We start from the raw sequence: 18,955 nt of genomic DNA, 5'->3' as shown, positions 1-18,955 counted from the left end.
TACTCCAGTAATTAGATCTAATCAGTTGGGGACAGAGCAATCCGCGCTTCGCGTCGGCTTGGTCTGTCCCGCAAAATCACTTTGCTTCGACGACCGCGAACAGGTCGTCTTCCTTCATCACGAGCAGCTCGTCGCCATCGACCTTCACGGTCTGGCCGCTGTACTTGCCGAACAGCACGCGGTCGCCGACCTTGACGGTCAGGGCCGAGATTTCGCCCTTGTCATTGCGCTTGCCCGGGCCCACGGCCAGGACTTCACCCTGATCGGGCTTCTCGGCGGCGGCGTCGGGGATGACGATGCCAGAGGCGGTCTTGGTTTCGCTGTCAACACGCTTGACGATCACGCGATCGGCCAAAGGACGAAGTTTCATTGCATCTCCTGAATAAGAAACGGGGTTGTGGTCGGCGCCGGCGGGAAAGCAGGCAGCCATCGACTGGAAGCGAGGCCTGGTTGTTAGCACTCAACAGCAGCGAGTGCTAATCATAAGGGCAATCGGCGGAGTTTCAAGGCCGGGCGGCCCGGCAGGGCACACGCGCTGGTTGCGCAATCCGCTGGATTTCTTGCCCGATCCCCTCGCGGCACCCGTGGTTTTGTGGAAGGCCGGTGCCTCGCAGGTAGAGTCCGCCGCGGAGATTCACGCCGTCCATGGCAACCCGACATCAACACGACACGCCCGCTGCCGAGCACCTGCGGGCCCCCCAGGCCGCGATGGCGCGGATCATTGCCGCCCACACGCCGCGCGCGGGCGATTTCGAGACGCCGATCGCGGGCCTCGGCTTGTTCCGGCGGGACGCCCCGGCAGCGCCCGTCGTCTGCATGATCGAACCCGGCATCGTGCTCGTCGCCCAGGGGACGAAGCAGCTGTGGGTCGGCGGCGCGGCCTATGCGTACGACGCCTCGCGCTTCCTCGTCACCTCGCTCGACGTGCCCGCCAACTCCGAAGTGCTGGCGGCGAGCCCCGAGGCGCCCTGCCTCGGCCTGGTGCTGAAGTTCGACGTGCGCATGCTGGCCGAGCTGATCGCGCAGGGCAGCCTGCCGCCGCAGCGCGACCGTCCGGCCGGGGTGGGCGTGGAGATCGGCACCGCCACCCCTGCGCTCTGGGCGCCCATCGAGCGACTGTTGGCGCTGCTCGATGAGCCCGAGGCCATTCCGGTGCTCGCTCCCTTGATCCAGCGCGAGATCCACTACCGGCTGCTGATGAGCGACCAGGCGGGCAGGCTGCGGCAGATCGCCTCGGTGGACGGGCAGGGCCGCCGCATCGCGCGGGCGATCGATTGGCTCAAGCTGAACTACGCCTCCTCGCTGCGCGTGGACGAGCTCGCGGCCCGCGTGCAGATGAGCGCGCCCACCTTTCACCATCACTTTCGCCAGCTCACCGCGATGAGCCCGCTGCAGTACCAGAAATGGCTGCGGCTGAACGAGGCGAAGCGCCTGATGCTGAGCGAACACGCCGATGCGGCGAGCGCCGCATTCCGGGTCGGCTACGAAAGCCCGTCCCAGTTCAGCCGCGAATACAGCCGGCTGTTCGGCGCCCCGCCCAAACGCGACATCGGCTTGCTGCGCGACAACGCCAAGGGCGGCGACCCCGCCGCGCGCCGGCGCATTTAAGTCTTTACGTCACAGCGCGCCGCGAGCCTCACAGGATCGGGCAAGAAATGGAGCGGAATGCGCTATCGATGGCAGCGCGTCTCGCGAAGAATGGTCGGTCCGGACCCAGGTCGGAAAGCCTTCGGCTGACTCGGAAAGTAGGCGATGAACTGCGCGCCGGCACCGCCGAAACCATTCTCCTGTGCAGCCCTCCACGATGCATGCAGACACCGAACTTCGATCAACAACAGGAGTTGACATGAACAGTCCCACGACCCAGATGATCTCGCGGCGCGACGCGCTCATCGTCGGCGCTGCGACCGCCGCCACCGCGGCGGCGGTCTCGTCCGCGGCACCGGCCGCTGCCGCACCGGCGGCACCCTCTGCTGCGGCCGTACCCCGCATGAAGCTCACGCTCAACGTCAACGGAAACGCGCATGCGCTGGACCTCGACACACGCACCACCTTGCTCGATGCACTGCGCGAGCACCTGCACCTCACCGGCACCAAGAAGGGCTGCGACCACGGCCAATGCGGTGCCTGCACGGTGATCGCCGACGGACGGCGGATCAATTCGTGCCTGACGCTCGCGGTCATGCACGACGGCGGGCAGGTCACGACCATCGAAGGGCTCGGCACGCCGCAGAACATGCATCCGCTGCAGGCCGCGTTCGTCAAGCACGACGGCTACCAGTGCGGCTACTGCACGCCGGGCCAGATCTGCTCGGCGGTGGCGGTGATCGACGAGGTCCGGCGCGGCGTGCCGAGCCATGTGAGCGCAGACCTCACGGCACGGCCGATCCTCTCGGCCGAAGAGCTGCGCGAGCGCATGAGCGGCAACATCTGCCGCTGCGGCGCCTACTCCAACATCGTCGACGCCATCACCGAAGTGGCCGGGAGCCCGACATGAAGCCGTTCAGCTACGAGCGCGTGCAAACGCCGGCACAGGCCGCGGCGGCCGTGGCCGCGAACCCGGGCGCCAAGTTCATCGCCGGCGGCACCAACCTGCTCGACCTGATGAAGCTCCAGATCGAGGCGCCTGCGCACTTGGTGGACGTGAACGGCCTCGCGCTCGACAAGATCGAACCCACGCCCGATGGCGGCCTGCGCATTGGTGCGCTGGTGCGCAACACTGACCTCGCCGCCGACGAGCGCGTGCGGCGCGACCATGGCGTGCTGTCGCGCGCGCTGCTGGCCGGCGCCTCCGGGCAGCTGCGCAACAAGGCGACCACCGCCGGCAACCTGCTGCAGCGCACGCGCTGCCCCTATTTCTACGACACCGACCAGCCCTGCAACAAGCGTCGCCCGGGCAGCGGCTGCAGCGCCATCGGCGGCGTGACGCGGCAGCTCGCGGTGGTGGGCGGCAGCAGGTCCTGCATCGCCACGAACCCGAGCGACATGGCCGTTGCGATGCGCGTGCTGGACGCGGCCGTCGAGACCGTGCGTCCCGACGGGCGCACGCGCGTGATCCCGATCGCCGATTTCCATCGCCTGCCCGGCGACACGCCGCACATCGAGACCGCGCTCGAGCGCGACGAGCTGATCACCGCGGTCACGCTGCCAAAGCCGGTTGGCGGCACGCAGATCTACCGCAAGGTCCGCGACCGCGCCTCGTACGCCTTTGCACTGGTGTCGGTCGCGGCGGTCGTGCAGCGCGACGGATCGGGGCGGGTGGCGCTCGGCGGCGTTGCGCACAAGCCGTGGCGCGTCGAGGCCGCGGAGGCCGCGATGCCGCAGGGTGCGCGGGCCGTAACGGCACGACTTCTCGCCGATGCGCAGCCGACCCACGACAACGCCTTCAAATTGCCGCTGGCCGAGCGCGCGCTGGCTGCGGCCATCGCACAAGCGAGGAGCTGATCGCCATGAAATTCGACACCCCCGCCACCACCAATCCCATCGACCAGCTGAAGGTCATCGGCAAGCCGACCGACCGGATCGATGGACCGCTCAAGACGACCGGCGCTGCGCGCTACGCCTACGAACGCCATGCCGAGGTTCCGGGCGCCGCCTACGGCTGCGTTGTCGGCGCAGGCATTGCCAAGGGCCGCATCGCGTCGATGGACCTGCGCGCGGCGCGCGCTGCGCCGGGCGTGCTGGCCATCGTCACCGCGCGCAACGCGGGCAAGCTCGGCAAGGGCAATTTCAACACCGCCAAGCTGCTCGGCGGGCCCGAGATCGACCACTACCACCAGGCGCTCGCGGTGGTGGTGGCCCACACCTTCGAACAGGCGCGGGCCGCCGCGCAGCTGGTGCGCATCGACTACACCCCAACGCCGGGCCGCTTCGACCTGGCCGCGGAAAAGAACGCGGCGCAGATGCCCGAGCCCAATCCGTTCTCGGGCCAGCCCGAGACCCGGACCGGCGATTTTGCGGGCGCGTTCGCTGCGGCCCCGGTACAGCTCGACGCCACCTACACCACGCCCGACGAGTCGCACGCGATGATGGAGCCGCATGCCTCCATCGCGGAGTGGAAGGGCGACAAGCTGACCCTCTGGACCTCGAACCAGATGATCGCGTGGGGCGTCGGCGACGTCGCCAAGACGCTCGGCATTGCGAAGGAGAACGTGCGGCTGGTGTCGCCCTTCGTCGGTGGCGGCTTCGGCGGCAAGCTGTTCGTGCGCGCCGATGCCGTGCTGGCCGCACTCGGCGCGCGGGCGGCCGGGCGGCCGGTGAAGGTGGCGCTGCAGCGGCCGCTGATGGCGAACAACACCACGCACCGGCCTGCCACGATCCAGCGCATCCGCATCGGCGCTTCGAGAGAAGGCAGGATCACCGCCATTGCCCACGAGGGCTGGTCGGGCGACCTGCCCGGCGGGCAGGCGGAGACCGCCGTCAACCAGACCCGGTTGCTGTACGCCGGGGCCAACCGCCTGACGACCACGCGCCTTGCCGTGCTGGACCTGCCGGAGGGCAACGCCATGCGCGCGCCCGGCGAGGCGCCGGGCATGATGGCGCTTGAGATCGCGATGGACGAGATGGCGGAGAAGCTGGGGCTCGATCCGGTCGAATTTCGCATCCTCAACGACACCCAGGTCGATCCCGAGAAGCCCGAGCGCCCCTTTTCCCAGCGCCGGCTCAACGAATGCCTGCGCACGGGTGCCGAGCGCTTCGGCTGGAACCAGCGGAACGCGGCGCCGGGCCAGCAGCGCGACGGTCGCTGGCTCGTCGGCCTGGGCGTTGCGGCGGCATTCCGCAACAACCTGTTGACGAAGTCGGCCGCGCGCGTGCGTCTGGACGACCGGGGCATCGTCACGGTGGAAACCGACATGACCGACATCGGCACCGGCTCGTACACCATCATTGCGCAAACCGCGGCCGAGACCATGGGCCTGCCGCTCGAGCGCGTGCAGGTGCGGCTTGGCGACTCGGCCTATCCCGAGTCGGCGGGCTCGGGCGGGCAGTGGGGTGCCAACAATTCCACGTCGGGCGTGTTTGCCGCCTGCATGAAGCTGCGCGAGGCCGTGGCGGCCAAGCTGGGCTTCGCAGCGGCCGAAGCGGCGTTCTCGGACGGCATGGTGCGTGTCGGGGGGCGGGCGGTGCCGCTGGCACAGGCGGCCGGCGCGAACGGCCTCGTGGCCGAGGACGGCATCGAGTACGGCGATCTCGACAAGAAGTACCAGCAGTCGACCTTCGGCGCGCACTTCGTCGAAGTCGGCGTCGATGCGATGACCGGCGAGATTCGCGTGCGGCGCATGCTTGCCGTCTGCGCCGCGGGGCGCATCCTGAACCCCAAGTCGGCGCGCAGCCAGGTGATCGGCGCCATGACGATGGGCGTCGGCGGGGCGCTGATGGAAGAGCTCGCGCTCGACAAGCGCCACGGCTTCTTCGTCAACCACGATCTGGCCGGCTACGAGGTGCCGGTGCATGCCGACATTCCGCACCAGGAGGTGATCTTTCTCGACGAGACAGATCCGATCTCATCGCCGATGAAGGCCAAGGGCGTGGGCGAGCTCGGCATGTGCGGGGTCGCAGGCGCCGTGGCGAATGCCGTCTACAACGCCACCGGTGTGCGCGTGCGCAACTATCCGATCACGCTCGACAAATTGCTGGACCGACTGCCGCCGGTGGTGTGAACGAAGCCGAGCGCACGGGTGCGGCTCGGCTTGCTCAAGATTATTATTTATTTCAACTGAGATGAATTTGATTTCAATTGAAATTGAGCTGAAGTTTTTGGTTCAATCGATGTGAAAATATCGAGGCCCGTGCTTGTTATTTATAAGCGGTGTGCGCGAATCTTTATTCAGTAATTGAGTTTGCTGCAATAGAGTCCCGTGCTGCATGCCTCAACGCCCTACTCGAATAAATCGCTTCAGTACGCAAGACCTTCCCGCAGAAAGCAGACTGGCCCATTGGTCGCTGCAGTTCGGCCAAACCCTGGGATACGCCGGGCTCGAAAGTCCCGATGGCCACAATTTCCATCAAACCCTGACACGTGTCGATCTCGGGCTCACGCGGTTTCTCCGCTTGCGGGGCAGCGAAACGGCGTCCCATGCGGAAACCGGCCATTTGCCCGAATCGGAACTTCGGCCCTTTCATCTGCTGATCCGCCTGGGCTACGGCGCCACGACGCTTTTCCAGGAAAGGGAAGTAACCATCGAGCCCGGCGACATGGTCCTGCTCGATGCCCGGCGCGAGTTCCGGCTGCATTCGCGACCGACCACGGACTTTCTCGCCATCGGATTCCCCGACTCGCTGGTCGCGCGGTGGCTGCCCAGCGCCAAGGACGCCGTCGCTTTTCGCCTCGAGGGCCGCGCTGGATGGGCCGGCACGCTGTCGGCCTACCTCCGGGCGCTGGACGCCAGCCTTCTCGAAACCATCGACAGCACCTTCGAAGAAGAACTGGTCGGCGAGCACATGCTGTCGATGCTGTCGTTCGCCTTGACGCAGAGTGGCTTCCCGATGGCGGACGACGACCGCGTGCCCGCGCGCGACCGCGTGCTGCACGCACGCATGTGCGGCTGGATCCGGGACAACTACGGCAATCCGGAGGTCAATGCGACGACGCTTGCGCGGCATTTCAACGTCTCGATCCGCTACGTGCACAAGGTGTTTGCCGGGGCGGGGCAGGGCGTGACCTTTCGCGAGACGCTGAAGCATGAGCGCCTCAAGGCGGCGGTTCGAATGCTGCGTACCGCCACGGTGTCGCACACCCTCGTTGCCCAGGTGGCGGAGCGCTGCGGCTTTTCGGATCCTGCCTACTTCGGCTTGGTCTTTCGTAAGGAATTCGGCTCCTCCCCGGGAACCTTCGCACGTCGCATGGGCCGAACGCCGGAACCGATCAGCTCAAAAATAAGGGAAAACCCTAATGACCACGACGAGGTTTCAAGCGAATAACCTTCGTGAATATTCTGCGAGTTGCGGCAGCTGAAAACGCCGTGCACACACCTCTCCCCCCTCAAGACCCAGACACCCGAACCCGAAGCGGGGGCGAACTTGCAGCCTGGGCCGAGGAACTGGAGACCAAGGCCGGGGCATGGCAGGGTGACGCTGCCGAACCAAGCCCCGTCAACCTGAAACTGGTTCTCGTCGATCCCGACGGGCTGGCCTTCATGCGATCGCAAGGTGCCGCCTTGGACATCTATCGGCCGAAGGCGAGCGTCCCGGAAGAAGGTCGGATGTACCCCTTCCATCTGCTGCTGAAGCTCTCGCCAGGCGCCACGTTCGTCGAGCAGAACGGACGTGTGTTCGAACTCCAAACCGGCGACATGACGCTGCTCGACTCGAACGAGGCCATGCACCTGCGGTCTTCCGAAGGGAACGACGCCTGGATCATCGGACTGTCGACCTCGCTGGTCACGCGGTGGCTTCCGAACGCCAAGGATGCAACGGCATTGCGGCTCGACGGACATTCGGGCTGGGCCGGCGTGCTCTCCAACTACATCCAGTCGCTCGACATCCGGCAGGTGCAGCGCCAGGGCGGCAAGTTCCAGCGCGAATTCGTCGCGGAGCATCTCATGTCCATGCTCTCGTTCGCGCTGGCGCAGACCGGGGTGCCGCCCAGCGCAGCGCCCGATGCCGTTCCGCCGCGTGACCGTGCCATGCACGCCCACATCTCCAGCTGGATCCGCGACAACTATGCCGACACCGAGGTCAGCGTGACCAAGGCCGCGGCGCACTTCAACCTGTCGACGCGCTACGTGCACAAGGTGTTTGCAAGCGCCGGGCATGGGGTGACCTTTCGCGAGGCGCTGCAGCACGAGCGTCTCGAAGCCGCAAGGCGCCTGCTGCGGACGACCGCCGCAGGCAACGGCGCGATAGCGCAGGTGGCCTACCGCTGCGGCTTTGCAGACCCGGCCTACTTCGGGCTGGTGTTCCGAAAGAAGTACGGCTGCCCTCCGGGTGCCTACGCGCGGGCCACCGAGGCGCCATCGGCGTAAGCCCGCGATTCAAGCCGGGAGTGAGTGCCGGCGGCTCGTAAACAACGAAACGAGCGCTTCGTGCAATGCTGCCTCTGCGTGCGCGGTTTTCATATTCCTACCGCGCATCATTCGTAGTGTCGGAATTTTCTATTTACTAAAGTACACGAAAGGCACAGCCAACCGCCGTGCGGAGCTCGATATCCGCGGCGCGCAAATGAGGAACAACAATGGACAACGACAACAACCGCTACGCGTCCGGGCGCATTGCGATCCTCGGCCAGGAAAACCGCTTGCGCGAAGCCGTGCGGCGGATCGTCCGCAGGCTCGGCTACGAGCCGGTGGTTCTTTGCAGCAGCGCAGCGAGCGCCTCGGGCTCCGACAATCCTGAAGCTTTCAAGATGCTTATCCTGACCGGCGAGAGCGACAGCCTGTCGTCCATGGCGCTGATCCGTGAAACGAAGGGCATGTTCGATACGCAGACGCCGATGCTCTGCCTGCTTCCCAAGGAGCAGTTCGACGACGTGAGCGCACTGCGCCGGGAGGCCACGGACGAGCTGATCGCAAAGCCTTCGTCGTTTGCCGAACTCTTCAGCGTCGTTCGGCTCTTCGCAAGCAGCTTCCCGGGCAAAATGCCGCCGCTCGAGCGCCGATGGGGCGGCTACCGCTTCCTGATGCAGAGCAATACGGTGGAGTTCGGCGGTCGGCGGGTGCAACTGCGCCCTGACGAGTTCGATCTGGCCATCGAACTCTTTGGCCACGAAGGCTCCACGGTCGCACGGGACGCCCTCTGGGACGCAGTGTGGGCCAAGCCGTGGGACGGGAAGTCGCGCATGCTCGACACCTGCGTCTCGGTGCTCCGTCGGGCATTGAAGCTGCCTTCGAACGGCTGGGAGCTGCGGGCTGTCTGGGGTGCGGGTTATCGCCTCGACGGTTCGTCGGGGCGCGAGGGGGCCGCCATTCCTTACTGGACGCCTTCGTCGATGCGCGCCTGACCCGGCGACGCCCGGGTGCCGGCGCTTCCGCCTGCCGCGGGATGTCGCTCCGATCCAAGACAAGAACTGAAACGATTGATTCTTAACTATTAGAATGCGAATCGTTCTTAGTGAGTTTTGGAGTGGAGCAGGAAATGACGAGGTTCATCGCGCGGCACAAGGTCGCATCCGTTCTGGCGGGTTGCCTGGCAATCTATGTGCAGCAGCATGCGGTGGCACAGCCCGCCGCGCCGGCCACTGGCTCGCTGCCGGAGGTACGCGTCGACGCGAGCACCGAAGCCGAGACAGCGACTTCGCCCGTCGTCGGCTACCGCGCGAGGAACGCCGCAACGGCCACCAAGACGGACACCCCGCTGGCCGAAACACCCCAATCGGTGACGGTGGTCACGCGCGACCAGATCGTGGATCAGGGCGCCACGAACCTGCAGGATGCGCTCACTTACGCGGCGGGTGTGCGCTCCGATGCGTACGGCCTCGACTCGCGTGCCGACAGTTTCCAGGTGCGCGGCAGCGAGCCCACGATTTACCTCGACGGATTGCAGATGTACTCGGCCGGCTGGTACACCGCGACGGCGCGGCCCGACCCGTACACGCTGGAGCGCCTGGAAGTGCTGCGCGGTCCGGCGGGCATGCTTTTCGGCGCGGGCAACGCCGGCGGCGTGGTCAACATGGTCAGCAAGCGCCCACAGCGGGAGACCTACCGCGAAGTGGGCGTGCAGGTGGGTTCGTTTGGCCGCAAGCAGGTCCAGGCCGACCTCACTGGCGCGCTGACCGCGGATGGCGACTGGACTTATCGCCTGGTGGCGCTGCACCGAAAATCCGATACGCAGGTCGACCATGTGCCTGACGACCGCTCGCTTCTCATGCCCTCACTCACGTGGCGACCCACGGCTGCCACCTCGCTGACGCTGCAAGGGCTTTGGCAAAAGGACAAGACCGGCAGTACGTCGCAGTTCTTCCCCTGGCAAGGCACGCAGCTGCCTAACCGCAATGGTCCGTTGCCGCTCAGCCGCTTCATCGGAGAGCCCGGTGACGGATACGACACCGAGCGCAAGACCCTGGGTTGGCTGTTCGAGCACCGGTTCAACGACCAGTGGGCGTTCCGGCAGAACTTCCGTGTGTCTCGCACCTTCAACGACTCGCACTACCACTATGCCGATTCGTTCTCGCTGCCGGGTGGCTGGGCAAAGGACCCGTTCGGTCAGCGAATCCTCGGCCGCTACAACGACAAGTCGCTCGCCTGGACCCGCATGGCGGGCATTGACAACCATGTCGAAGGCCATTTCAACACCGGCGCGCTGCGCCACACGCTGCTGGTGGGCGCCGAGTATTCGCGCCAGCGCCAGGACAAGCGCGAGGGCTCAGCGTTCAGCACCATCGATGCCTACGCGCCCATCTATGGCATCGGCCACGTTCCCGTGACGGAACTGACCGACCGGCCTCGCACGACGCAGCGCAACGCTGGTGTGTATGTGCAGGACCAGATGAAGCTGGACAACTGGATCTTCGTGGCTGGCCTGCGCTACGACCGCAGCACCGCCGGATCGGCGGGCAGTGCTTCGGAGACGACGAGCGCCACGTCGCGCCGTTTGGGCGTCATGTACAACCTGCCTTCTGGCTGGTCGCCCTACCTGAGCTACACCGAATCGTTCACGCCTCAGGCGGGCACCGACGCAAATGGCAATCTGTTCAAGCCGCTGCGTGGCGAGCAGGTGGAAGCGGGCATCAAGTACCAGCCCCTGGGGTCGTCCACGAATTTCACTGCGTCGGTCTTCTCGCTCAAGGAAAAGAACCGCACCGTTTTCGACAGCGCCGACATCAACTACGGCCGCCAGGTCGATTCGAGCAAGAACAAGGGCGTCGAGCTCGAACTGAAGACCACCCTCGGCCGCGATCTCGACGTCATCGCCAACTACACGTACATCGACGTCGACAAGAAACTCACCGACGCGCCCCGCACCCAGTTGTCGGTCTGGGGCAAGTACCGCTTCTCCGTGGGCGGCGTGCCGGGCTTCTCGGCGGGTGCCGGCGTGCGCTACATGGGGAGTTTCCGCGACGTCGAAGGTACCAGCGTGGGGCCCAACATGCCCGCCGTGACCCTGCTGGACTTGATGCTGGCCTACGAGTCGGACAAGTGGCGCTATGCCCTGAACATCAACAATGCGACCGACAAGACGTACTCCAGCACCTGCCTTGCGCGCGGCGATTGCTGGTACGGCGCCCGCCGCAGCGTTGTGGCAAGTGCGACCTATCGCTTTTAATATTCCACTTTCGACCGGAGCCGCCGCGACATGAACAGCCGCAAGATCAAGACCTGGGCCTGGGTGCACAAGTGGAGCAGCTTGGTCTGCACCGTGTTCATGCTGCTGCTGTGCATCACGGGGCTTCCGCTGATCTTTCACCATGAGATCGGGCATCTGCTGGGCACCGAGGTCGAGTCGCCCGCCATGTCGGCGGACACGCCGCGCGCGAGCCTGGACCGCGTGCTCGAGGTTGCGCGTGCGAAGCATCCCGACCGCGTGGTGCAGTTCGCGTCGCAGCCCGAGGACGACAAAGGCCTGTGGTTCGTCACGCTGACGCCCACGCCCGATCCCACCGACGACTTCAAGTCGGTGGCGGTCGATGCGCGCACCGCCGCCGTGCTGGCAGAGCCCAAGTTCGGCGAGGGCTTCATGTACGTGATGTTCAAGCTGCACGTCGACCTGTTCGCCGGGCTCGCGGGCAAGCTGTTCCTGGGCTTCATGGGCCTGCTGCTGCTGGTGGCCGTGGTCTCGGGCGTGGTGCTCTATGCGCCGTTCATGCGCAAGCTCGAATTTGGCACCGTGCGCCGCGAGAAGCGCCCCCGCCTGAAGTGGCTCGACCTGCACAACCTGCTGGGCATCGTCACCTTGGTGTGGGTGTTCGTGGTGGGCGCCACGGGCATGATCAACACCTGGGCGGACCTGCTCATCAAGTACTGGCAGTACGACCAGCTGAGCGCGTTGCTGGCGCCGTACAAGGGCGAACCGACGGTGGCCGTGGCCGAGCGGGCCTCGGTCCAGCGATCGATGGAAGCCGCCGTCCAGCAGGCGCCCGGCATGGAGCTGTCGTTCATCGCCTTCCCGGGCACCGCGTTCTCGAGCCCGCACCACACGACCTTCTTCATGCGGGGCAACGAGCCCTTCACCTCGAAGCTGCTGAAGCCGGTGCTGGTCGACGCCAAGACCGCGCAGGTCACGGCCGTGCCCGAGCTGCCGTGGTACCTGACCGCGCTCCTGGTGTCGCAGCCGCTGCACTTCGGCGACTACGGCGGCATGCCGATGCAGATCCTCTGGGCGCTGCTCGACATCGCGACCATCATCGTGCTGGGCAGCGGGCTCTATCTCTGGCTCAAGCGCGGCAACACGGTGCCCACGCCGGCTGGGCCTGCCGCGGCGGCCGGCGCCGCCGGGCGAACGCCGGCGCAGGGCGGCGGAAAGCCAGGCGAACCGGCGCCGGCGATGAAGGTGCAGGCATGAAGCCGCAGCGCCATTCGCAGTCGTTCGGACGCATGTGGGGCTGGCCGATCGCACTTGGCCTATTGACCGGGGTGGGCCTCATCTCCGCGCTGTTCAGCGACGGTGGGGCAGGCGATGTGGTCGCCTGGTTCGCTCTGGGCTTCCCCGTGGCAGTGTGCGCCTGGTTCGGCTGGCGCAAAGGCAAAAGCTGATCCCGGCCCGACCGGGTGATTGCCAGTAGGCCGGGCGGCGCGCGCCGAAGCAGAATCGGCGCATGAACTCCGCCTTTTCCGCCAGTGTCGCCACAACGCGGGTCTTGCTATTCGGCATCCCCCTGATCGCGCAGGCGCAGATGGCAGCGCCGCCGCAGGCCGACCGCGGCCAGTTGCCCGAGGTCACCGTGTCGACGCCGCGCGGCGAGGTCGCGCCCTTCAGCGTGCCGGGCTCGGTCGACCGGATCGACGGCGCCGATATGCGCGACAGCCGCCAGCAGGTCAATCTCTCCGAGAGCCTCGGGAGCGTGCCGGGTCTGCAGGTGCAGAACCGCATGAATTACGCGCAGGACCTGCAGCTCTCGATCCGCGGCTTCGGCGCGCGCTCGACCTTCGGCGTGCGCGGTGTGCGGCTCTATGTCGACGGCATTCCGGCGACGCTGCCCGACGGGCAGGGGCAGACCTCCAACATCGACATCGGCTCGATCGATCGCATCGAGATCCTGCGCGGACCCTTTTCGGCGCTCTACGGCAACTCGTCGGGCGGTGTGCTGCAGGCCTTCACCGCATCGGGCGAAGGCGCGCCGAGGCTTGCCTATTCGGCGGCGGGGGGGAGCTTCGGCACCTGGCGCCAGTCGCTGCAGGCCAGCGGATCGCAGGGCGCGGTCGACTACCTGCTGAACGCGAGCCGGTTCCGCACCGAGGGATGGCGCGCGCACAGCGCGGCCCGGCGCGACCTGGTGAACGGCAAGCTCGGCGTCGCGCTCGACAACGGCGACCGCCTGACGCTGGTGGTCAACAGCATGCGCATCGATGCGCAGGACCCGCTGGGCCTGACCGCGAGCCAGTACGCGCTCGCGCCGCGCGGTGCGCCGCTCGCCATGCAGTACGACACGCGCAAGACGGTCGAGCAGACCCAGCTCGGCCTGTTGTACGAACGCCGCATCGATGCGACGCAGGGATTGCGGCTGATGGTCTACGGCGGCGAGCGCAAGACCGTGCAGTACCAGTCGATCCCGCCCTCCGCGCAGCAGAGCCCGCAGCATGCGGGCGGCGTCATCGACCTTTCGCGGCAGTACAGCGGCATCGACCTGCGCTGGAGCGCCGCCTGGACCGTGGCTGGACGGCCCTTCGACGTGGTGGCGGGCCTGGGCTACGACAGCCTGCGCGAATCGCGGCGCGGCCACGAGAACTACCTGGGGCCCGCCTCGTCGGCACTGCTCGGCGTGCAGGGCCGGCTGCGGCGCAACGAGCGCAACGAGGTCTGGAACCTCGACCCGTATGCGCAGGCGACGTGGCAGCTGGCCGAACGATGGACGCTCGAAGCCGGCGTGCGCCGCAGCAGCGTGCACTTCGATTCGCGCGACCGCTACATCCTCGGGCCCAACCGCGACGACAGTGGCAGTGCACGCCATGCCAAGACACTGCCGGCGGCCTCGTTGCGCTTCGAGGCCACGCCCGACCTTGCGCTGTACGGATCGATCGGGCGCGGCTTCGAGACGCCGACGCTGAACGAACTCTCGTACCGCGCCGGCGGCGCCAGCGGGCTCAACTTCGCATTGCGTCCGGCCGTCAACGACAGCGTCGAGCTTGGCGCCAAGGCCCGGCTGGGCGGTGGCCTGCTGACCGCAGCGCTGTTCCAGACGCGCACGCGCGACGAGATCGTGACCGACACCAACAGCGGCGGGCGTGCCACCTTCCAGAATGCGGGCCGCACGCGCCGCGACGGCTTCGAGCTCGCCTGGCAGCACGAAACGACCAACCACTGGCGCACGCAGCTGGCCTACACCTGGCTCGATGCGCAGTACCGCGACGGCTTCTGCTCGCCATCGCCCTGCACCGCTGCCAGCCAGGTCGCGGCCGGCAACCGCATTCCCGGGATCGCACGGCAATCGCTCTTCGCATCGCTGGGCTGGGTGCCGCCCGAAGGCTGGCGTGCGGGCATCGAGATGCGCGCGCTCGGGCGCATTCAGGCCAACGACGCCAACAGCGCGAGCGCGCCGGGCTATGCGGTGGCGGCGCTGTACGCCGGGTATCTCAGGAAATGGGAGCGCTGGGAGTTCAACGCTTTCGCGCGCGTCGACAACCTGTTCGACCGGCGCTACGCGGGCTCGGTCATCGTCAACGAAGGCAATGCGCGCTATTTCGAGCCCGCGCCGGGCCGCAACTGGACGGTGGGCCTGAACGGCGCGTACCGCTTCTGACCGGGCCCACCATCGCGTCGTTGCGCCTCGTTTACTTCAGGCCCGCCGCCGCGCGCAGCGCCGCAGCTTGGGTGGTCGCTTCCCAGGTGAACTCGGGCTCTTCGCGGCCGAAGTGGCCATAGGCGGCGGTCTTCTGGTAGATCGGGCGCAGCAGGTCGAGCATCTGGATGATGCCCTTCGGACGCAGGTCGAAGAACTCGCGCACGAGCTCGGCGATCTTGTCGTCGGGGATCACGCCGGTGCCTTCGGTGTAGACCGTGATGTTCATCGGCTGCGCCACGCCGATCGCGTAGGCCACCTGGATCTGGCACTGGCGCGCCAGGCCGGCGGCCACCACGTTCTTGGCCACGTAGCGCGCGGCATAGGCGGCCGAGCGGTCGACCTTCGACGGGTCCTTGCCCGAGAACGCGCCACCGCCGTGCGGGCAGGCGCCGCCATAGGTGTCGACGATGATCTTGCGGCCCGTGAGGCCGCAGTCGCCCTGGGGGCCGCCGATGACGAAGCGCCCGGTCGGGTTGATCAGGTAGCGCGTGTTCTGCAGCCACTCCTTGGGCAGCACCGGCTTGATGATCTCCTCGATGATGGCTTCGTTGAACGAAGCCTTCATCTTGGTGGGCGTTTCGCTTTGGTCGGGGCTGTGCTGGGTGGAGAGCACCACGGTGTCGATGCTGTGCGGCTTGCCGTCGACGTAGCGCATCGTGACCTGGCTCTTGGCATCGGGGCGCAGGAAGGGCAGGCGGCCATCCTTGCGCAGCTGGGCCTGGCGCTCGACGAGGCGGTGCGCGTAGTAGATGGGCGCGGGCATCAGCTCGGGCGTCTCGTCGCAGGCGTAGCCGAACATCAGGCCCTGGTCGCCGGCGCCGGTGTTGAGGTGGTCGTCGCTCGCGTGGTCCACGCCCTGGGCGATGTCGTTGGACTGCTTGTCGTAGCAGACCATCACGGCGCAGCCCTTGTAGTCGATGCCGTAGTCGGTGTTGTCGTAGCCGATGCGCTTGATGGTGTCGCGCGCCACCTGGATGTAGTCGACGTGCGCGTTGGTGGTGATCTCGCCGGCGAGCACCACGAGACCGGTGTTGGTCAGGGTCTCGGCGGCCACGCGGCTGCGGGGGTCCTGCTCGAAGATCGCGTCGAGGATGGCGTCCGAGATCTGGTCGGCGACCTTGTCGGGATGGCCTTCGGAGACCGATTCGGAAGTGAAGAGAAAGTCGTTCGCCATTTGTACAAAACTCCTAGAAGTGACTTGGCGCGTTGCCAACTCTGCGGAGCCCTGGCGAACGCTTTAGCAGATGCCGGTGATCGGCGGGGCACAATCGCTTCGCGCTTGTGTTTGTCGCCCTGCAAGTTGTTCCGTAACTCGGCGACAATTTCGATTGTATTCGAGCCGCGCAATAACATGCGCGCGCGTCCCGCTTTTGACACCCGTTCCCGCCCGTTGATGATCACCCTGTTTCGCCTGCTTGCCCGCGTGCCGATGCCGCTGATGCATGGCCTCGGCAGCTTGCTGGGCTGGCTGGTCTGGTTCTGTGCGCCCGGCTACCGGCGCCGTTTCAAGGCCAACGCCGAGAGCGCGAGCATCTCTCCCGCGCAATACCGGCCGGCGATCGCGGCAGCCGGCCACATGGTGTCGGAACTGCCCTGGCTGTGGCTGCGGCCGCAGGGCGAGACCGTGCTGTCGCGCGTGGTGCGATGGGAAGGCGTCGAGGCCTTCGAGGCGGCCATGCGCGCGAAGAAGGGCGTCATCCTGGTGGCGCCGCACCTCGGCAGCTGGGAGATGTGCGGCCAGGCCATCGGCGAGCGCTTTCTTTCCACCTTCGGGCCGATCACGGCGCTGTTCCGTCCGGCGCGCAAGAAGTGGATGGCCGAACTGATCGCCGCCGGCTCGCGCGACCGCCCCGGGCTGCAGACGCTGCCGACCAACAACACGGGCGTGCGCGGCCTGATCCGCACGCTGCGCAGCGGCGGCTACACCGGCATCCTGCCCGACCAGGTGCCGCCGGCAGGGCAGGGCGTGTGGGCGCCGTTCCTGGGGCGGCCGGCCTACACCATGACCTTGCTGCCGCGCCTCGCGCAGCAGACCGGCGCGGCCTGCTTCCTGAGCGTGTGCGAGCGGCTGCCGCGCGGTGCGGGCTACGTGATCCGGTTCGAGCCGATCGTCGGCACCGCGCTCACCGATCCAAAGGCGTCCGTCGAAGAGGCCGCCACCGCCATGAACGATGCCATCGGCAGGCTGATCCGCAGCCTGCCGGGCCAGTATGTGTGGGACTACGCGCGCTACAAGGAGCCGCGGGCCGAGCGTGTGGCGGCCGCGGCCGCGGGGGAGGCGCCATGAGCCTTGGTTCGCGACTCGGCATCGGTTTCATGCGCGCGATCGCGCCCTTGCCCCTGCCGCTCGTGCGCGGTGTCGGCGCTGTGCTCGGGCGCGTGCTGCACACGCTCGCCGTGCCGCGCCGGCGCGTGGTCGACCGCAATCTGGCGGTCTGCTTTCCGCACAAGTCCGAGGCCGAGCGCCGTGCCATCGCGCGCCAGACCTTCGTGTACGTGGCGCAGTCCTGGCTCGACCGCAGCTGGCTCTGGCATGCGCCCGAGCGCGTGGTGGCAAGCCGCCTCAAGGTGGTGGGCTCGGTGCCCGAGATCCGCGAGATCGCCGACGGCGAGGCGCCAATGATCCTGTTCGCGCCGCACTTCTACGGCCTCGATGCCGCAGCCACCGCGCTGACCAGGCACACCGAGCGACCCTCGGCCACCATCTACACGACCCAGCGCGATCCGATGGTCGACGAATGGATTCGCCAGGGTCGCACGCGCTTCGGCAACGTGGCCGCGCTCAACCGCGTCGACGGCATCAAGCCGGTGCTCGCGGGGCTGCGCAAGGGCGGCTTGCTCTACCTGTTGCCCGACATGGATTTCGGCCGCGACCAGACGATCTTCGTGCCGTTCTACGGCGTGCAGGCCGCCACCGTGCCGTCGCTGTCGCGCTTTGCGCGGCTGGGCAAGGCGAAGGTGGTGCCGATCGTCTCGAAGCTCACGCGCGAGGGCTACGAGGTCGAGGTGCTGCCGGCCTGGCAGAACTTTCCGACCGACGACGTGGCCGCCGACACGACGCTGATGAACCTGCGGCTGCAGGGCTACATCGATGCGATGCCCGCGCAGTACTACTGGGTACACCGGCGCTTCAAGACCCGGCCCGACGGAGAAGCGCCGATCTACTGACGGCGCACGAACGCCTCGATCTCGCCGGCGACCAGCCCGGGTTGTTCGTGCACGATCCAGTGGGTGGCGCCGGGCACCTTCTTCACGACGAGGTTGGGCAGGTAGTCGTCGAGGCCCTCGAGCAGTCCCGGCAGCAGCGCCACGTCGTCGAGTGCCCAGAGCACCAGTGTCGGCACGTTCACCGTGAGGCGCTCGCGCGGTGGCACCGGGATGCTGTCGGCGCTCTGGCCCGGCGGAGGTGGCTTCAGCGGCGTCACGCGGTAGAGATTGCAGCCGCCCGTCAGGCCTGCGTTCCAGACCTCGCGGTACTGCTGCTTCACTTCGTCGGTCAGCCAGCCGTGGCCATCGGGGCCCGCTTTCATCATCGTGAAAAAAGGCCACATGCGCCGGTAGTCGTCTTCGGCGAGCAGCGTCTCGGCGTCGGGCCGCGCGAGGAAGTTCATGTAGGCGCTGGCTTGCTGCTGCGCCGGGTTGTCGCGCAGCTCGCGCGCGAAGGTGCCCGGGTGCGGCGAATTGACGATGACCAGCCGCTCGACCTGCCCAGGGAACGCGTTGGCATAGCCCCAGCCGAAGGCGCCGCCCCAGTCGTGGGCCACCAATGCGGCCAGCGTGCCGGCCGGGTTTTCGGTGGCGACGAGCTGCTGGATGTCCTGGATCAGCAGATGGGCCTTGTACTGGGCCACGTCGGCGGGAGCGCTCGATCGTTCGAAGCCGCGCAGGTTCGGCGCGACGCAGCGATAGCCGCCGTGCGCCGCGTCGGCGAAATGCGCGAGCAGTTCGTCCCAGATGAACGCGGCCTCGGGGAAGCCGTGCAGGAACATCATCAACGGCCGCCCCGGTGTGCCGGCCGCGCGGCAGCTCAGGGTGGTGCCGTTCGGCAGTTGGCGCTGGAAGGTCTCGATCATGGTGGCCTGG

General features: G+C 67.1%; 16 protein-coding genes. 13 read left to right on the top strand and 3 right to left on the bottom strand.

Annotated features, from left to right (window positions below; genetic code table 11):
* Nucleotides 1-76: 76 nt before the first annotated feature.
* On the bottom strand, nucleotides 77-370 hold the full coding sequence (locus AC3A6J_RS22455) for a co-chaperone GroES (RefSeq protein ID WP_487862213.1): 294 nt from the start codon (nucleotides 368-370) through the stop codon (nucleotides 77-79).
* Nucleotides 371-645: 275 nt separating this feature from the next.
* Between AC3A6J_RS22455 and AC3A6J_RS22450 the strand changes: the two genes are divergently transcribed.
* The 11 genes from AC3A6J_RS22450 (at nucleotide 646) to AC3A6J_RS22400 (ending at nucleotide 14,830) form a co-directional block, all read left to right on the top strand.
* A complete protein-coding gene (locus tag AC3A6J_RS22450) occupies nucleotides 646-1,608 on the top strand; it encodes an AraC family transcriptional regulator (protein ID WP_487862212.1) in 963 nt (320 codons plus the stop codon).
* A gap of 238 nt (nucleotides 1,609-1,846) precedes the next feature.
* Entirely contained in the window at nucleotides 1,847-2,497 is a 651-nt protein-coding gene (gene paoA / locus AC3A6J_RS22445) for an aldehyde dehydrogenase iron-sulfur subunit PaoA (protein ID WP_487862211.1), read from the top strand.
* A complete protein-coding gene (locus AC3A6J_RS22440; protein WP_487862210.1) occupies nucleotides 2,494-3,444 on the top strand; it encodes an FAD binding domain-containing protein in 951 nt (316 codons plus the stop codon). Before paoA ends, AC3A6J_RS22440 begins: the two co-directional genes overlap by 4 nt.
* Nucleotides 3,445-3,449: 5 nt before the next feature.
* Entirely contained in the window at nucleotides 3,450-5,660 is a 2,211-nt protein-coding gene (gene paoC, locus AC3A6J_RS22435; RefSeq protein ID WP_487862209.1) for an aldehyde oxidoreductase molybdenum-binding subunit PaoC, read from the top strand.
* A 205-nt stretch (nucleotides 5,661-5,865) separates the two neighbouring features.
* Nucleotides 5,866-6,921, top strand: coding sequence for a helix-turn-helix transcriptional regulator (locus AC3A6J_RS22430; protein ID WP_487862208.1), 1,056 nt, complete (start codon nucleotides 5,866-5,868; stop codon nucleotides 6,919-6,921).
* Nucleotides 6,922-7,202: 281 nt separating this feature from the next.
* Entirely contained in the window at nucleotides 7,203-7,964 is a 762-nt protein-coding gene (locus AC3A6J_RS22425) for a helix-turn-helix transcriptional regulator (RefSeq protein ID WP_487862207.1), read from the top strand.
* A gap of 209 nt (nucleotides 7,965-8,173) precedes the next feature.
* A complete protein-coding gene (locus AC3A6J_RS22420) occupies nucleotides 8,174-8,938 on the top strand; it encodes a winged helix-turn-helix transcriptional regulator (RefSeq protein ID WP_487862206.1) in 765 nt (254 codons plus the stop codon).
* A 134-nt stretch (nucleotides 8,939-9,072) separates the two neighbouring features.
* Nucleotides 9,073-11,199, top strand: a complete 2,127-nt coding sequence (locus AC3A6J_RS22415) for a TonB-dependent siderophore receptor (RefSeq protein WP_487862205.1) — start codon at nucleotides 9,073-9,075, stop codon at nucleotides 11,197-11,199.
* 30 nt (nucleotides 11,200-11,229) lie between these two features.
* A complete protein-coding gene (locus AC3A6J_RS22410; RefSeq protein WP_487862204.1) occupies nucleotides 11,230-12,435 on the top strand; it encodes a PepSY-associated TM helix domain-containing protein in 1,206 nt (401 codons plus the stop codon).
* Nucleotides 12,432-12,626, top strand: coding sequence for a hypothetical protein (locus tag AC3A6J_RS22405; protein WP_487862203.1), 195 nt, complete (start codon nucleotides 12,432-12,434; stop codon nucleotides 12,624-12,626). Before AC3A6J_RS22410 ends, AC3A6J_RS22405 begins: the two co-directional genes overlap by 4 nt.
* 62 nt (nucleotides 12,627-12,688) lie before the next feature.
* Nucleotides 12,689-14,830, top strand: a complete 2,142-nt coding sequence (locus tag AC3A6J_RS22400; protein ID WP_487862202.1) for a TonB-dependent receptor domain-containing protein — start codon at nucleotides 12,689-12,691, stop codon at nucleotides 14,828-14,830.
* 31 nt (nucleotides 14,831-14,861) lie between these two features.
* On the opposite strand, the gene metK is transcribed toward AC3A6J_RS22400, so the two are convergent.
* The gene (metK, locus tag AC3A6J_RS22395) at nucleotides 14,862-16,046 is read right to left on the bottom strand and encodes a methionine adenosyltransferase (RefSeq protein WP_487862201.1); all 1,185 of its coding nucleotides are present in this window, start codon (nucleotides 16,044-16,046) and stop codon (nucleotides 14,862-14,864) included.
* Between the two features lie 219 nt (nucleotides 16,047-16,265).
* Between metK and AC3A6J_RS22390 the strand changes: the two genes are divergently transcribed.
* Both AC3A6J_RS22390 and AC3A6J_RS22385 read left to right on the top strand, forming a co-directional pair.
* On the top strand, nucleotides 16,266-17,159 hold the full coding sequence (locus tag AC3A6J_RS22390) for a lysophospholipid acyltransferase family protein (RefSeq protein WP_487862200.1): 894 nt from the start codon (nucleotides 16,266-16,268) through the stop codon (nucleotides 17,157-17,159).
* On the top strand, nucleotides 17,156-18,040 hold the full coding sequence (locus tag AC3A6J_RS22385; protein WP_487862199.1) for an LpxL/LpxP family acyltransferase: 885 nt from the start codon (nucleotides 17,156-17,158) through the stop codon (nucleotides 18,038-18,040). Before AC3A6J_RS22390 ends, AC3A6J_RS22385 begins: the two co-directional genes overlap by 4 nt.
* Here AC3A6J_RS22385 and AC3A6J_RS22380 read toward each other — a convergent pair.
* Nucleotides 18,034-18,945 carry an alpha/beta fold hydrolase gene (locus AC3A6J_RS22380; RefSeq protein WP_487862198.1) on the bottom strand — a complete coding sequence of 304 codons (912 nt, stop codon included), beginning with the start codon at nucleotides 18,943-18,945 and terminating at the stop codon, nucleotides 18,034-18,036. The genes AC3A6J_RS22385 and AC3A6J_RS22380 overlap by 7 nt on opposite strands.
* Nucleotides 18,946-18,955: the final 10 nt, after the last annotated feature.

Source organism: Variovorax sp. Soil_C_39, assembly GCF_057656815.1.
The sequence above is the reverse complement of the archived record's forward strand: the minus strand, read 5'-3'. Positions and strand labels throughout refer to the sequence as shown.